General features: G+C 73.1%; 15 protein-coding genes and 1 pseudogene. 7 read left to right on the top strand and 9 right to left on the bottom strand.

The window, feature by feature from the left end:
* Positions 1-217: 217 nt before the first annotated feature.
* Positions 218-664, bottom strand: a pseudogene (locus SM450_RS05460) (SRPBCC family protein); the annotation flags it as partial.
* 71 nt (positions 665-735) lie between these two features.
* Positions 736-1356, bottom strand: coding sequence for a pyridoxamine 5'-phosphate oxidase family protein (locus SM450_RS05455; protein ID WP_474618566.1), 621 nt, complete (start codon positions 1354-1356; stop codon positions 736-738).
* Positions 1357-1522: 166 nt separating this feature from the next.
* On the opposite strand from SM450_RS05455, the gene SM450_RS05450 reads away from it, so the two are divergent.
* Genes SM450_RS05450 through SM450_RS05440 form a run of 3 tightly spaced genes read left to right on the top strand, consistent with a single transcriptional unit; the run spans position 1523 to position 3723 of the window.
* On the top strand, positions 1523-2029 hold the full coding sequence (locus SM450_RS05450) for a DUF2231 domain-containing protein (RefSeq protein WP_474618565.1): 507 nt from the start codon (positions 1523-1525) through the stop codon (positions 2027-2029).
* Positions 2026-2553, top strand: coding sequence for an Hsp20/alpha crystallin family protein (locus SM450_RS05445; RefSeq protein ID WP_474618564.1), 528 nt, complete (start codon positions 2026-2028; stop codon positions 2551-2553). The genes SM450_RS05450 and SM450_RS05445 overlap by 4 nt, the downstream gene beginning before the upstream one ends.
* Positions 2554-2559: 6 nt before the next feature.
* Positions 2560-3723, top strand: coding sequence for a glycosyltransferase family 9 protein (locus SM450_RS05440; protein ID WP_474618563.1), 1164 nt, complete (start codon positions 2560-2562; stop codon positions 3721-3723).
* Here the strand turns inward: SM450_RS05440 and SM450_RS05435 are convergent.
* Together SM450_RS05435 and rfaE2 are read right to left on the bottom strand one after the other, a co-directional pair.
* Positions 3698-4570 (bottom strand): glycosyltransferase family 2 protein, encoded by an 873-nt coding sequence (locus tag SM450_RS05435; protein ID WP_474618562.1) that lies wholly within the window; start codon positions 4568-4570, stop codon positions 3698-3700. The genes SM450_RS05440 and SM450_RS05435 overlap by 26 nt on opposite strands.
* A complete protein-coding gene (gene rfaE2 / locus SM450_RS05430; RefSeq protein ID WP_474618561.1) occupies positions 4567-6360 on the bottom strand; it encodes a D-glycero-beta-D-manno-heptose 1-phosphate adenylyltransferase in 1794 nt (597 codons plus the stop codon). The genes SM450_RS05435 and rfaE2 overlap by 4 nt, the downstream gene beginning before the upstream one ends.
* A 139-nt stretch (positions 6361-6499) precedes the next feature.
* Between rfaE2 and SM450_RS05425 the strand changes: the two genes are divergently transcribed.
* Complete coding sequence (locus SM450_RS05425; protein ID WP_474618560.1) at positions 6500-7057, top strand: type 1 glutamine amidotransferase domain-containing protein; 558 nt, start codon at positions 6500-6502, stop codon at positions 7055-7057.
* Positions 7058-7112: 55 nt separating this feature from the next.
* Positions 7113-8786 carry an MDR family MFS transporter gene (locus tag SM450_RS05420; RefSeq protein ID WP_474618559.1) on the top strand — a complete coding sequence of 558 codons (1674 nt, stop codon included), beginning with the start codon at positions 7113-7115 and terminating at the stop codon, positions 8784-8786.
* A gap of 7 nt (positions 8787-8793) precedes the next feature.
* Here SM450_RS05420 and SM450_RS05415 read toward each other — a convergent pair whose 3' ends face one another.
* The gene (locus SM450_RS05415) at positions 8794-9285 is read right to left on the bottom strand and encodes an NUDIX domain-containing protein (protein WP_474618558.1); all 492 of its coding nucleotides are present in this window, start codon (positions 9283-9285) and stop codon (positions 8794-8796) included.
* Positions 9286-9370: 85 nt separating this feature from the next.
* On the opposite strand from SM450_RS05415, the gene SM450_RS05410 reads away from it, so the two are divergent.
* Positions 9371-11020: a fatty acid--CoA ligase gene (locus SM450_RS05410; protein ID WP_474618557.1), complete on the top strand. Its 1650-nt coding sequence runs from the start codon at positions 9371-9373 to the stop codon at positions 11018-11020.
* Between the two features lie 189 nt (positions 11021-11209).
* Here the strand turns inward: SM450_RS05410 and SM450_RS05405 are convergent, their stop codons facing one another.
* The 4 genes from SM450_RS05405 to SM450_RS05390 form a co-directional block, all read right to left on the bottom strand.
* Positions 11210-12223: an NADPH:quinone reductase gene (locus SM450_RS05405; protein WP_474618556.1), complete on the bottom strand. Its 1014-nt coding sequence runs from the start codon at positions 12221-12223 to the stop codon at positions 11210-11212.
* A 72-nt stretch (positions 12224-12295) separates the two neighbouring features.
* Complete coding sequence (locus SM450_RS05400; protein ID WP_474619021.1) at positions 12296-12952, bottom strand: HAD family hydrolase; 657 nt, start codon at positions 12950-12952, stop codon at positions 12296-12298.
* Between the two features lie 32 nt (positions 12953-12984).
* Complete coding sequence (locus SM450_RS05395) at positions 12985-13833, bottom strand: SCO6745 family protein (RefSeq protein WP_474619020.1); 849 nt, start codon at positions 13831-13833, stop codon at positions 12985-12987.
* 138 nt (positions 13834-13971) lie between these two features.
* Complete coding sequence (locus SM450_RS05390) at positions 13972-14640, bottom strand: FKBP-type peptidyl-prolyl cis-trans isomerase (protein ID WP_474618555.1); 669 nt, start codon at positions 14638-14640, stop codon at positions 13972-13974.
* Positions 14641-14876: 236 nt separating this feature from the next.
* Between SM450_RS05390 and SM450_RS05385 the strand changes: the two genes are divergently transcribed.
* Positions 14877-15269 carry a PPOX class F420-dependent oxidoreductase gene (locus SM450_RS05385; RefSeq protein WP_474618554.1) on the top strand — a complete coding sequence of 131 codons (393 nt, stop codon included), beginning with the start codon at positions 14877-14879 and terminating at the stop codon, positions 15267-15269.
* Positions 15270-15299: the final 30 nt, after the last annotated feature.

The following is a 15299-nucleotide window of genomic DNA, read 5'->3' as shown; positions in this document are numbered from 1 at the left end:
CGCGATCGACGTGCGGTGGAACGGCCACGTCGGCCGGTCCACCGGGCCCCACTCCGGCAGTGCAGGGAAAGGTCTACTGCGGCGGAAGGATGCCCGCCGGCCGCTCCGGAGCGTACTCGGGTTCGGTCTCCGGCGGTGGCGGCTCCTCGTCGGTGTCCGCCCGGTGCCGGGCCGCCGGGTCGGCGCCGTCGGACGGGCCGGGGATGCCGCCTGGGGCGATGGTCCCGCGCCAGCCGCCCGACTCCACCTGCCGGCTCTCGATGAAGTCCTTGAACCGTTCCAGGTCGGACTCGGCCTGCCGGTCCACCAGGTGCAACCGGTCGCCGGCCTGCTCGACCAGGCCCTCCGGCTCGTACTCCAGCAGGAGCTGGACCTGGGTGCGGCCGGCGTCGATCGGCGCGAACCGGACCATGCCGGCGTTCGGCGTGCCACCGGTCGCCGCCCACGCCACCGTCCGGTCCGGCACCTGCTCGACGATTGTGGCGTCCCACTCGCGTTGCACACCGGCGATCTCGGCCACCCAGTGCATCCGTTTGTCGTCGAGCTGGCGCACCTCCCGCACGCCGCCCATGAACCGGGGGAAGTCCTCGAACTGCGTCCACTGGTTGTACGCGGTGGTGACCGGCACGTCGACGTCGATGGACTTCTCGACCTTCCTGGTCATGACCACTCCTTGTCGTCCCGTCGTCTGCACCGGAATCGGTACCCAGGTGGCTCCGGCCTAACCGGCCCCGGTCAGACGTAGAGCTTCTTCGCGTAGTCCGGGCCGTAGTGCCGTTCCAGGTCGGCCAGGCTCTCCGCCGGCGCCTCCACCTCCTTGATGAGCCGGGGGCGGGACGGCAGCACGTCCGGCTGCCAGGTCTCCGGCGCCCACAGCTCGGAGCGGAGGAACGCCTTCGCGCAGTGGTAGAAGATCTGCTCGACGGCCACCTCGACGGCGAGCACCGGCCGGTGGCCCTTGACCTCCATGTCGGCGAACCAGGGCGCGTCGCGGAGCAGCCGGGCCCGGCCGTTGATCCGCAGCGTGTCGGTGCGCCCGGGGATCAGGAAGAGCAGGCCCACGTGCGGGTTCTCCAGGATGTTGCGGTAGCCGTCGGCGCGCCGGTTGCCGGGGCGTTCCGGGATGGCCACGGTGGTGTCGTCGAGCACAAGCGCGAAGCCGGGCGGGTCACCCTTCGGGGAGACGTCGCAACTGCCGTCCGCCCCGGCGGTGGCGACCAGGCAGAACGGCGAAGCGGCAAGCCACTCCCGGTCTCGTTGGTGCAGTATGCGGCGCTCCTTCGCGACCGCCCGCGGCATCGGTGCGCCAAGCAGATCGCGTAGTTCCTCCGCGTTGGTGATCTCCTGCCTCGTCACGTCTTCCTCCCCCGTCCGTTGACCTCGACGACGGTTCCGGCCCGGGGCGGGTCGGGATCCGCCATCGTGAGTGTAGGAGCGTGTCGGCCGCCGGGTCTGCCCCCGGACGCCGGCAGGCAGGGACCGGAACGCGCCGCGCGTCCGGAGTCGACGGATGGAGACCGAGATGGAGAGCCGACTGAAGGTACTCGGCCATCCCGTGCACCCGATGCTCGTGATGTTCCCACTGGGCCTGCTGGTCACCGCGGTGATCTTCGACCTGATCGACACCGTGGGCGGGCCGGATTTCCTCGGTGAGGTCGCGTACTGGAACCTCACGGTCGGCCTGATCGGCGGCCTGCTGGCCGCCGCGGCCGGCGCCTTCGACCTGCTAGCTCTGCCGGCCGGCACCCGCGCCAAGCGGGTCGGGCTCACCCACGCCGGCGCCAACGTGGCGGTGATCCTGCTCTTCGCCGCGGTCTGGGTGGTCCGGCTCAACGCCGACTCACGCGCGGCCGGAGGCGCCCTGATCGCCATCGAGGTGGTCGCCGTGGCGATCCTCGGGCTCAGCGCCTGGCTCGGCGGTGAGCTGGTGGACCGGCTGGGCGTCGGCGTCGACCCGGAGCACGACCTCGACGCCCCCAGCTCGCTGCGCCCCGCCCCGGCGGCCCAGCGGATCGGAGACGTGCGATGACCGACCCGAAGGGCTGGTGGGACCGCCAGCAGGGCTGGGACCCGATGGGCGAGTTGCAGTCGCTGCGCGCCGAGCTGAGCCGGCTGGTCAGCGGCCGGTCCGGCACCCCGGACGTGGAGATGACCGAGGTGGCCGACGGCTGGGAGGTGGTGGTCCGGCTGCCCGGCGTGGCGCCGGAGGAGGTGGCCGTCGAGCTTGACGACCGGGAGCTGTGCGTACGGGCCCGGTCGGAGGCCGAGGTCAACGCCGACCAGGGCATCCCGGGCGGGTTCACCACCCGCGGCTTCGAATACCGGGTGGACCTGCCGGCGCGCGTCGACCCGGAGCGGATCGACGCGGTCATGGACCACGGCCTGCTACGGGTGCGACTGCCCCGGGCGGTCCGGCCCGCCACGCGCACCATCACCGTCGGCCGCACCGGCCCGCGCGCCGCCGCCGACCGTACGCCGACCGCGGCCGACCCGGCCGCCGACCGGGAGCTGCACCACCCGGACACCACGTTCGACGAGACCGACCGGCAGTAGGTCCGGGTGACCACCCCGCTCGACGATTCCAACTCGCCGCGTCGCGACCCGGAGCCGTCGTCCGCGCTCGGTCCGACCGGCGAGCGCGTACCGGACGTCGGACGGATCGCCGTGCTGCGGGCCAACGCGCTCGGCGACTTCATCTTCCTGCTCCCCGCGCTTGACGCGGTGCGGGCCGCGTACCCGTCGGCGGAGATCGTGCTGCTCGGCGCGCCGTGGCACGCGGCGTTCTGGCGCGACCGGCCCGGCCCGGTGGACCGGGTGCTCGTGGTGCCGCCGGCGTTGGGCATCCGGGAGCCCGGGCCGGACGAGTCGCCGGTCGAGCCGGCGGACTTCCTGGCCGCGGCCCGCGCCGAACGGTTCGATCTGGCATTGCAGGTGCACGGCGGCGGCGCCAACTCCAACCCGTTCGTGGCGCGGCTGGGCGCCCGGGTCACCGCCGGCCTGCGGGCCGACGACGCGCCGCCGCTCGACCGCTGGCTGCGTTACGTCTACTACCAGCACGAGGTGATCCGCTACCTGGAGGTGGCGGCCCTGGTCGGGGCGCCGGCCACCACGATCACCCCGGTGCTGGCGGTGAGCGCCGCCGACCGGGCCGAGGCGTCCGCGGTGCTCGGCACGCCGACCCGACCCCGGGTGGCGCTGCACCCGGGCGCCACCGACACCCGGCGGCGCTGGCCGCCGGAGAGCTTCGCCGAGGTCGCCCGGGCGCTTGCCGGGGACGGGTACGAGGTGCTTGTCACAGGCACACCGGCCGAGCGGGAGACGGTCGACGCGGTGGTCGCGGCGGCCGGCGTGCCGGTGCGTCCGCAGGTCGGCACGCTGGGGCTCGGCGCGCTCGCCGCCGCCTACGCGGACTGCGCGCTGGTGGTCTCCAACGACACCGGGCCGCTGCACCTGGCCGCCGCCGTGGGTGCACCGACGGTCGGGATCTTCTGGATCGGCAACCTGATCAACGGGGCGTCGCCGCTGCGGGGCCGGCACCGCCCGATCGCCGCCTGGACCACCCGCTGCCCGGTCTGCGGCGTCGACTGCACGCCCGGGATCTATCCGCACCGCCCGGGCGACGGGAACTGCCCGCACCGGGTCTCGTTCGTCGCTGACGTGCCGGCCGTCGAGGTGATCGAGGCGGCCCGTGACCTGCTCACACCTCCGCTGCCGGCTCGTTGAGCACGACCTCCCACGCCTCCACGTCCCGCTCGGTGACGGTGGTCGGCGACTCCAGGTGGTAGGCGCCGCTGGGCAGCACGCCGGCGCCGCCGTGGCGCTCCAGCACCGCGAGCTGCGCGGCGACGTCCTCGCCCTGGTGCCGCTCGGGCAGTCGGTCCCAGAAGTCGAAGCCGCCGGCGTCGACCAGCTTGGCCCGGTCGTAGAGCACGCAGCCGCCGATCCAGGACACCTTGTACGCCCGCCAGGCGCCCGCCGGCAGGTCAAGCTTCTCGGTGACGTGCAGCAGGTTCGCCGCCGGGTGGATCGACGCCCGCTGCCACTCCGGCGTGCCCGGGCGGATCCGTTCGGGCTCCGGTGGGCCCGGCCACTCCTCGTAGTGCCGGTGGGTGTCCGGGCGCACGTCGTCGACGTAGGACAGCCCGTGCACCGCGTTGCCGACGAACCCGCACCCCAGCTCGGCCAGCGCGGTGACCAGCCGGGACAGGCTGCCCGGTTCCAGCCACACGTCGTCGTCGAGGCAGAGCACCGCGTCGGCCGCCGACTGGGCCAGCAGGTAGGACCGGTGCTCGGCCAGCCCGCGCCGGGGCAGCCGCCGGGTCAGCAACACCTGGTGCCCCAGGTGGCGCAGGGCGCGGACCATGGTGGCCGCCGCCGGGTGGGCGTACGCGGGCTCGCCGTCGGACTGGTCGCTCACCACCACCCCGAAACCGGGTACGCCCTCCTGGGCGGCCAGCCCGGCGAGGGTGACCGCCAGCTCGGCGGGCCGGTTGCGGGTGGGGATCAGCACGTCGACGCGCCGGGGTCGGCGGAACTGCTCGGGCGTGCCCGGGTCGAGCGGTCGGGTCACGCCGGCCTGCTCTCGCCCACCACGGGGTTGTGCGCCTGGGCGCGGATCCGGTCGATGATCGCCGAGGTGGAGCGGTCCGGCACGTACCCGAGCGTGCGTACCTGCCCGCCGAGGCGGCGCACGAGCGGCGCCTCCGGCACCATCTCCGGCGGGTAGTCGCCGCCCTTGACGTAGACGTCGGGGCGGACCGCCTCGATCAGCCGGGCCGGCGAGTCCTCCTCGAAGATCACCACGTGGTCGACGCAGGCGAGCGCCGCCAGCAGGGCGGTGCGGTCCTCGACCGGGTTGACCGGCCGGTCCGGGCCCTTGAGCCGGCGAACGCTGCCGTCCGAGTTGACCGCCACGATCAGCAGGTCGCCGAGCGCGCGGGCCTGGGTCAGGTAGCGGACGTGCCCCGGGTGCAGCACGTCGAAGCAGCCGTTTGTGAACACGACCGACCGGCCCGCCGCGCGGTGCTCGGCGACGATCGCGGCCAACTCCTCGGCGTCGACGAGCGCCGGGTGCCCGGCCTCCTCGCCGGCGGTGCCGAGCGCGGCGAGCAGATCCTCCCGCCGGCACACGCAGGTGCCGGTGTCGGCGACCGTGATGGTGGCGGCGAGCTGGGCGAGTTGCGCGGCGGTCGGCAGGCCCGCCTCGGCGGCGAGCGCCAGCGTCATGGCCGCCAGGTACGCGTCCCCGGCGCCGACGGCGTGGCTGGCCGGGACCGGGGTGCTGTGGCTGCGGCGGGGTGAGCCGTCGGCGCCGCCGACCACCGCGCCCTCGGTGTCCAGGGTCACCGCCACCACCTCCGCGCCGGTGTGGGCGCGCAGCTCGGACAGGCGCGACTCGGCAAGCACGGCCCGGTCCACGCCCTCGCCGGCCGCCGCGTTCACGGTCACCCCGGTGCCTGTGACACTGAGCCCGTTCCCGGTCAGCGCCACCCGCTCCTCGCCGCGCGTCGGTTCGCCGGTCGGCCCGGACGGGGAGGCCGTCACCCGTTCGCCCGCTCCGCCGGGCGCCGCGCCGACCACAAGCTCGGACGGGCCGTCGTCCTCCGTCGCATGGTCCAGGTGCAGGTCACCGCCGGTGGGGACCGCGCTCCGCTCGGCGTGGGCGAAACCGGCCGCGGCGCGGGCCAGTAGCCGGGTCGCCTCGGCGAAACTGGGGGTCACCACGGTCGGGTTGAGCCCCCGCCAGTCGGCCAGGTCGTGCGCGTCGAGCGCCACCGTGCCGTACCTGTCGCGGTTGGCGACCAGCCAGGCGCGGACCGTAGAGGGCAGCCCGCCCAGGCCGTAGTCGCAGACCACGAGCGTGAGCGGCTGCCCGGCGGCCACCGCGCGCAACTCCTCGGTGGCGCAGTGCAACGCGGTCAGCAGGCGGGTCACCGCGTCCTCGTCGAGCGTGTCCTCCGGGCCGCCGGAGTCCTCCCGGAGCAGGATCTGGTTGCCGGCGAGCATCCGTCGCTTGACCGGGGTGGGCCGGCCGGGCTGGCTCACCGTACGGTCCCAGACACTCGCCCGGTCCAGGCAGTCGTGCAGCTCGTCCCCGGCGACGTCGGCGCCGACCGGGGCGACGAGCGCGGCCCGACCGCCGAGCGCGGCCACGTTGACCGCGGTGTTCGCGGCGCCGCCGGCGGCGGAGATCCGGCGGCGCAGGGTGAGGACCGGCGCGGGCGCCTCCCGGCAGAGTCGCTCCGACTCGGCGAACCGCCACTCGTCGAGCATGGCGTCGCCGATGACAAGCACGGGACGTTCCTGCCAGCTCGCCACGACGGTGGCCAGCCGGCGCTCTTCCGCCGCTGCTCCTGCCATGCCCCTCCGGGTCCCCGTGGACCGACCGGCCAAACCTGGGCGCCCGGCGGTCCGGTGCGACGCGGGCCACCCGATGTGCCCGGTTTCGGGGCATCGGCCGGGGGAACCGTGCAGACACACCCCGGAGAGGAGAAGCAGCATGGCAGCGACACTTCAGGGCAAGCGCATCGCCTTCCTGGCCGCCGACGGCGTCGAGGAGGTCGAGTACACCAAGCCGCGCGAGGCGGTGGAGAACGCCGGTGCCCAGGTGGAGCTGGTCTCCATCGAGTCCGGCTCGATCCAGGCGTTCAACCACCTGGACCACGGCAAGCAGTACCAGGTCGACGTGACCACCTCCGAAGCGGACGCCGGGGCGTACGACGCTCTGGTGTTGCCCGGCGGTGTGGCGAACCCGGACTTCCTGCGGACCGACCCGGAGGCGGTCCGGTTCGTGAAGTCGTTCTTCGACGCCGGCAAGCCGGTCGGGGTGATCTGCCACGGCCCGTGGACGCTCGTCGAGGCGGACGTGGTGCGTGGCCGCACGATCACCTCCTGGCCGAGCCTGCGCACCGACCTCACGAACGCCGGCGCGAACTGGGTGGACCAGGAGGTCGTCACCGACAACGGGCTGGTCAGCAGCCGCAAGCCGGACGACCTGCCGGCGTTCTGCGCCAAGATCGTCGAGGAGTTCGCCGAGGGCCGGCACGCCGCCGGCTAGAAAACTCGTCCGCCCACCGGGGGCATGATCCGCCCCCGGTGGGATAGGAAGCGGGATGACCGCCCAGGCCGCTCGCCCCTCGTTGCCCGCCCGCCAGATCCGCCTGCTGATGTTCGGTCTGATGACCGGCATGCTGCTGGCGGCGCTCGACCAGACCATCGTCGGCACCGCGCTGCCCACCATCGTCGGCGAGCTGGGCGGGATCGACCACTACTCCTGGGTCGTCACGGCGTACCTGCTGGCGTCGACCGCCTCGACGCCGCTCTACGGCAAGATGGCCGACCTGTACGGTCGCCGGCCGGTGTTCCTGTTCTCCATCGGCGCGTTCCTGCTCGGCTCGCTGCTGGCCGGGCTGTCCCGGGACATGACCCAGCTCATCGTCACCCGGGGTGTGCAGGGTCTCGGCGCGGGCGGCCTGATGACGCTCGCGTTCGTCATCATCTCGGACGTGGTGCCACCCCGGGAGCGGGGCCGCTACCAGGGCCTGTTCGGTGCCGTGTTCGGCCTGTCGTCGGTGGCCGGCCCGCTCGTCGGTGGCTACTTCGCGGAGACCAACTGGCGGTGGATCTTCTACCTCAACGTGCCGCTGGCGATCCTCGCCATCGTGGTCTGCTGGCACGTCATGCGGCTGGTGCCGTTCCAGCGCCGCGAGCACACGGTCGACTGGATCGGCGCGGCGCTGCTTGTCGCCGGCGTGAGCTGCCTGCTGCTGGCGTTGAGCTGGGGCGGCAACTCGTACGCCTGGGGTTCGGGGGTGATCGTCGGGCTGTTCGTGGCCGGCGCGGTGCTGGGCGTGGCGTTCCTGCTCCAGGAGGCCCGGACCCGGGAGCCGATCCTGCCGCTGCGGCTGTTCCGCAGCCGGACGTTCGCGCTCGCGAATTCCGCCGGTTTCGTGCTCGGCCTGGTGATGTTCGGGTCGATCATCTTCATCCCGCTCTACCTCCAGATCGTCAAGGGCGCCTCGCCGACCCGCAGCGGCCTGCTGATGTTGCCGATGATGGCCGGCATCATCGTCACGTCGATCCTCACCGGCCGGGCGATGAGCCGGATCGGCAGGTACAAGTGGTTCCCGGTGGCCGGCTCCGCCGTGCTTGTGGCAGGCATGCTGCTGTTCCGGCAACTTCAGGTGACCACGTCGCTCTGGGCGGCGTTCGGCTACATGGTGGTGATCGGCGTCGGGCTGGGCCTGTGCATGCAGTCCCTCATCCTGGCCGTGCAGAACGCGGTGGACGTCCGCGACCTCGGCGCGGGCACCTCCTCGGCCACGTTCTTCCGGTCGCTCGGCGGGTCGTTCGGGGTGGCGATCCTGGGCGCGGTGCTGTCGACGCGGCTCTCCGCCGCGCTCGGCGACCGGCTGCCCGGCGCAGTCGCCCAGCTCCCGCCGCAGCAGCGGGCGGCGGTGGCGGCCGGCGGCGCCGAGAACATCTCGATCAACGACCCGGCGACCATCCTCGCCCTGCCCGCCCCGGTACGCGCCGCGATCCAGGCGTCGTTCGTCGACGCGCTGCACGTGGTCTTCCTGACCACCGGGCTGGTCGCCGTGCTGGCGGTGCTCGTCACCCTGGCCATGCCGAACCACCAGTTGCGGGGCGCCGGCCCGCGGGGCGCCATCGGCGGCGCCGACCCGCTCGGCGGGCAGGCCGCCGCCCCGGGCGGGAAGCCGCTCCCCAAGGAGTCGAAGGACGAGGCCGCCGCCGAGATGGAGGCGAAGTCGCAGACGATGCTCTGAGCCTCGCCTACTTCAGGATCAGGCGGTTGGTCTGCTCGAAGACGTCCAGGTCGGCGAGCGTCTCGGACACGCTCGACGAGAGCGGGGTGGGGAACTCGGCCAGGTGGAAGAAGCCGGCGTCGGTGGTCTCGTCGGTGAACCGGGACAGCGTGCCGTCCCACTCGTCGACCCGGAACGCGGCGGTGAACACCTGGTAGGTGTGCCCGTACATGTTGGTGTGGGTGCGGTCCGGGCCGGTGTAGAGCGCGAACGCGCTCACCCGCAGCGCGCGTAGGCCGGTCTCCTCGCGGACCTCCCGAACCGCGCAGTCGGCGATCGACTCGCCCAGTTCCATCGCGCCGGCCGGCAACGCCCACTGGCCGTTGTCGGAGCGCCGGATCAGCAGCACCCGGGCGGCGTTGTCGCGCACCACGGCGCGGGCGCCGACGAACATCAGGGTCCGGTCGCCGGCCAGGGCGCGGAGCTGTCCGACGTACGAGTCCGCCCACGAGATGCTCACCCGGACAATCTACGCATCAAATCCGGCCGGCTCGGCCGTTCCGGGGGGTTCCGTTCGTGTGAACGGCGACACTACGTTGTCACCCATGCGTAGCACGATGATGGACGCCCCACTCCAGGTCTCCCGGATCCTCGAACACGGCGCCACCGTGCACGGCACGGCGGAGGTGGTGACCTGGACCGGCGCCGAACCCCGCCGGATGACGTACGCGGAGGTGGGTCGCGCCGCCGCCCGGCTGGCCCACGCGCTGCGCGAGGAGTGCGGCGTGACAGGCGACGAGCGGGTCGCCACCTTCATGTGGAACAACAACGAGCACCTGGTGGCCTACTTCGCCGTGCCGAGCATGGGCGCGGTGCTGCACACCCTCAACCTCCGGCTCTTCCCCGACCAGGTCGCCTACATCGCCAACCACGCGCAGGACCGGGTGGTGCTCGTCGACAGCACGCTCATCCCGCTGCTCGCCCGCGTGATCGGCGAGCTGGCCACGGTGCGGCACGTGGTGGTGGTCGGCGGCGGCGACCCGGCCCCGCTTGTGGCGGCGGCCGGCGACCGGATCACCGTGCACCACTGGGACGCGCTGCTGGCCGACCGGCCGGACCACTTCGACTGGCCGGAGGTGGACGAACGGGACGCGGCGGCGCTCTGCTACACGTCCGGGACCACAGGCCACCCCAAGGGCGTCGCCTACTCGCACCGCTCGATCTATCTGCACTCGCTCCAGGTCTGCATGCCGGAGGGCTTCGGCCTCGGCCCGAAGGACCGGGAGTTGGCCATCGTGCCGATGTTCCACGCCATGTCGTGGGGCCTGCCCTACGCGGCGTTCCTCTCCGGCGCGTCGCTGATCATGCCGGACCGGTTCCTCCAGGCCGAGCCGATCGCCGCGATGATCGCCGCCGAGCGACCCACCCTGGCCGGCGCGGTGCCGACCATCTGGACCGACCTGCTTGCCTACCTGGACGGCCACGACGTGGACACCTCCTCGCTGACCGAGGTGATCGTCGGCGGCTCGGCCTGCCCGCCGGCGCTTATGCACGCGTTCCACGACCGGCACGGGATCGAGGTCATCCACGCCTGGGGAATGACCGAGATGTCGCCGCTCGGCTCGGTGTCCCGCGCCCCGGCCGGCGCCACCGGCGACGACGCCTGGCGCTACCGCTACACCCAGGGACGCGTCCCGGCGGGCGTGGCCGCGCGGATCGTCGGCCCGCTGGGTGAGCCGCTGCCCGCCGACGGGACGTCCGTGGGCGAGCTGGAGGTCCGCGGGCCGTGGGTGACCGCCAGGTACGTCGGGGACGAGGCGCCGGACCCGGAGAAGTTCCGGGACGGCTGGCTGCGTACCGGTGACGTGGGCACGCTCTCGCCGGACGGGTACATCACGCTCACCGACCGCGCCAAGGATGTGATCAAGTCGGGCGGGGAGTGGATTTCCTCGGTCGAGCTGGAGAACGCGCTGATGGCGCACCCGGCGGTGCTTGAGGCGTGTGTGGTGGGCGTACCGGACGAGCGGTGGGACGAGCGCCCGCTGGCCACGGTGGTGGTCCGGGAGGGCGCCTCGGTGACCGCGGAGGAGCTGCGGGACTTCCTGGCCGGGTCGGTGGCGCGGTGGCAGCTCCCGGAGCGCTGGGCGTTCATCGACGCGGTGCCGAAGACGAGCGTCGGCAAGTTCGACAAGAAGGTGGTGCGCTCCCGGTACGCCGACGGCGGGCTTGAGGTGCGGGAACTGACCGCGCCGTAACACTTTCCGGCGTACCGTCGCCAACACGGGTAGGAACATGTTTTCCGAACGGACATTCCTCCCAGAGGGCGGCCCCGGCGTTCGCACCGCGCCGGGGCCGCCCGTCCGTTACGGGGTGGCCCCGCTCCGTCCATTCTTGCGAAACTTGTTCGCCTCTGTCCCGATGTCGGGAAAATCGGATTCGCGCTCCTACTCGTCGGCGGTGGTGACAAGCACCTTGCCCACCGCGCCGTCCCGCACCGCCTGCTGCGCCGCCGCGGTCTCCGCCAACGGGTGACTGTGCAACGGCAGGCCGGCCTCCTCGCCGACCCGGATCGCACCCTGCTCCACCGCCGCCGCGATGTCGGTCACCGCCTGCGCCTTCGCCACCTTCGGCGCGGTGTAGACGAGCACGAACTGCCAGCGCGCGTTCGGACCCATGAGCGGCCGGATCGGCAGCGTCACCTCGTCGCCGCCGTCGTCGGCGTAGACGCACACCGCGCCACCGGCGCGCAGGATCCGCACGTCGGCGGCGGCGTTGCGGGCGGCGGACACCTCGACGATCGTGTGCACCCCGTCCGGCGCGACCTTGCGGACCTCCTCGACCACGTCCTGCTCGCGGTAGTTGATCACGAAGTCGGCCCCGGCCGCGGCGGCGAGTTGCGCCTTCTCCGGGGTGCTCACCGTGGTGATCACGCAGGCGTCGGCCCAGCGGGCGAGCTGGATCGCCGCGTTGCCGACCGCGCCCGCCCCGCCCTGCACCAGCACCACGTGGTCGCTCAACGCGCCGGCGTGCAGCTTGTCCGGCATGAACTCGCCGGCGGTCAGGCAGCGGTGCGCGGTCATGAACGGGATGCCGAGCGCCGCGCCCAGGTCGAACGGGGCCGAGCCCAGCGACACCGCGTGCCGGACCGGGACCACCGTGTATTCGGCGGCCGTGCCCCAGGGGCGCTGCCAGGCCGCCTCCCAGATCCAGACCCGTTCGCCGATCATGATCTGGTCGACACCCTCGCCGACCGCCTCGACCACCCCGGCGCCGTCCTGGTGCGGGATCTGCCAGCCGGCCGGCAGCGGCCACGCCTGGCGGGCCTTCCAGTCGGTCGGGTTCACCCCGGAGACGGCCATCCGCACCAGCACCTCGCCGGGGCCGGGCTCCGGCACCGGCCGCTCCACGAGCTGGAGCACCGAAGCGTCACCGCTGCGCTCGTACACGATCGCCTTCATCGCAGTCCCCTCCTACCCCCATCCTAAGGAGGGGCCCCCGCTTAACGCCTCCGGTAGAGAAAGGGGCCCCGCTTAACACCCCAACCCCTCGACCAACTCGGGGGTGAGGGCGTCGATCGAGGGAAGCGACACGGCGGTAAGAGCCTCGGCGTCCGGATCCAGCGGGTACGACAGGTGCGGCACCGCCACCACCCGGCACCCGGCAGCCGCCGCCGAGCGCACCCCGTTCGACGAGTCCTCCACCGCCACGCACCGCGCCGGGTCGACGCCCAGCCGCGCCGCCACCGCCAACCAGACGTCCGGCGCCGGCTTGCCCCGGGCGGTCTCCTCCGTCGACAGCGTCGCGCCGAACGAGCCGGCCAGGCCCGTCGCGTCAAGCGCCGCCGCGATCAGCCGCGTCGGCGAGGAACTGGCCAGGCCCAGCGGCCACCGCGCGGCCACGCGGCGCACCACCGCGTCGGCCCCGTCGATCAGCGGTACGCGCTCCGCGTACCGCCGGGTCATCTCGGCCACCACCTCGACGGCGACCTGCTCGGCCGACCTGTCGACGCCCAGTTCGCCGCTCAGGTAGTCGGCCCACTCGCCGGTGCTCATGCCCATCAACCGGCGCTGCGTGTCGGGCTGCCAGGTGCCACCGTGGGCGGCCACGTAGGCCCGCCGGACCTCCTCCCAGACCGGTTCCGAGTCCACGATCACGCCGTCCAGGTCGAAGAGCACCGCGTCCACCATGCCGCCCATCCTGCCCCAGCCGGCGGCCCGGCTCACCCCGGCAGCGTGGCCCCGGTGGACCGCTGCGCCGGCAGGCCGATCGGGGCCAGCGGCGGGATGATGGTGCGGCAGCGGGTCGCGATCGGTTCGAGCAGCTCCCGCAGCCGCCCGGTACGCTCCGCGCCCAGCCCCCGCCACGGCCCCGAGGCGGCCCGGTCGGTGGCCTCCTCGACGGCCCGGAACGTGGTGGTGGCGTGCGCGGTCGGGCTCCGGTCGTCGGTCAGCCACCCCTTGTCGACAAGCCGTTCCTCGGCGGCGGACCACTCCTCGTCGGTCCAGCCCCGGGCCGGCTGGTGGAACTCGCGCGACTGGTCGACCCGGCACCGCCAGGCCACCACCTCGGCCGGGTCCAGGCCGGTGCCGACGAGCGCCGCGACGTGCCCGTCGCCCCGGTGCTCGCGCAGCGTGGCGGCGGCCTGCCAGAGCCGGGCCAGCGGGTATTCGCCGCGCGGCAGGGCGGCGTTGACGGCGCCGAGGACCCGCCCGGCGGTGTCCACCCGGTCGGCCGCCTCCTCCAACAGGCCGGCGGCCTCGGCCAGGTGCGCCTCGGGCAGCTCGTAGGTGAACTCGGCGAGCGCCTGCACCGCCCCGGTGAGTCGGGCCCGCAGCGCCTCCTCCGGCGAGGCCAGCCGCCACACCGACGGCAGCGCCCGGGCCACCATCGGCGGCGCGAAGCTGAAGAACGCGGCAGTCACCGTCGGCGCGTCGACCGGCCCGAGCGGCGCGGCCCGGCCGGCGAAGTAGCCACGCCAGTAGCCGCGCAGCCCCACCGCCTCGAACGCGGCCCGGGCCCGTGGGTGGAAGTAGGTCACCGCGTGGACCGGCTCGAAAAGCGTCCACATCTGCCGGGCCGTTCCGTTGTCGTCCAGCGCCGCCACGTGCACCTCCGCGTGGGTGAACAGGTCACCGCGGGCGGTGGAGCGCCCACGGTGACCATGAACCTACTGCCGCTGGGTGACCGGGCGGAAGCCTGGAGTGATCTACTGCGCAGCCAGTACGTCGACGACGAAGCGCAGCGGTCCGGCCGGACGGCCGCCCTCGGCCTTGTCGCCGTACGCCAGATCGGCCGGGAGGTCCAACTGCACCCGGCTGCCCACCGGCACGCCGACCAGGCCCTGGTCCCAGCCCTTGATGACCTGACCGACGCCGATCGGGAAGGTGGCTGGCTGGCCGTTGTCCCAGGACGCGTCGAACTGCTTGCCGTCCTTGTAGAAGACGCCCACGTAGTTCGTGGTGATCGTCTGCCCGGACTTCACCGGCGCGCCCTTGCCCTTGACCAGGGTGGTGACGGTCAGCTTCTTCAGCTCGCCCGAGCCGGCCTTGACGGTCGGCTTGGTCTTCAGCGCCGGGTCGATGTCGGCGGGCAGTTGCGGTGCGGGCGGCGCGGTGGGCTCGACCTGATCGGCGGGAGCGCTGGGGCTCGCCGAGGAAGCGGTGGCCGGCTTGTCGTCGTCCCCGCTGTTCAACCAGACCAGGCCGCCGACCAGGGCCACCACGGCGAGCACACCGGCGGCGGCACCAAGCATCGACTGCCGTCGCCGTCGCGCCTCGGCGGCCTTCTTCTCGGCCAGTTGGGCGGCCAGCCGCCGCCCTGCCTTGGTGGCCGGGGCGGCCTGCTCCTCCGACCGGTTCTCCACACGCTCGCTCACGTCGACTCCCTGCAGTGGGTGGGTGCGCGCACACGGTACCCGCCCACACCCCCACGGCGAGTAAAGGCGGGGGCCCTTCTTAACGCATTTGGTATAGGCGGGGCCCCTTCTTAACAGCTCAACCCGCGGCGGGCGCGAGCGTGAAATCGGTAACGAACCTCGCGACCCGGCCGTCCGCGCCACTACCCATCCTGGTTCCGGGACGGTCGACAACTGATCGAGGTACGGTCTCGACCATGGCGATCCTCACCGAAGAAGACCTGGTCCTGCTCGGCGAGCCGCAGCTCGCGCACGTGGCCACGATCGAGTCCGACGGCACCCCGCACGTCACTCCGGTCTGGGTCGACACCGACGGCGAGCACATCGTGTTCAACACGGCCAAGGGCCGGCAGAAATACCTGAACATGGCCCGCAACCCGGTGGTCGCGGTGTCGGTGGTGGACAAGGCGGACGATTTCCGCACCCTCTGGGTCAAGGGCACCGCCGAGTTCGTCACCGAGGGCGCGGACGAGCACATCGACCGGATGGCGAAGAAGTATCTCGGCCAGGACACCTATCCGTGGCGCCGCGCCGGCGAGGAACGCGTCATCGTCCGCGTCACGCCGACCGAGAAACTCGGCCGCGGGTGATAAGAGGGGGCCCCTCCTATACCGGAAGCG

It is taken from the genome of Micromonospora marincola, assembly GCF_056150385.1.
The sequence above is the reverse complement of the archived record's forward strand: the minus strand, read 5'-3'. Positions and strand labels throughout refer to the sequence as shown.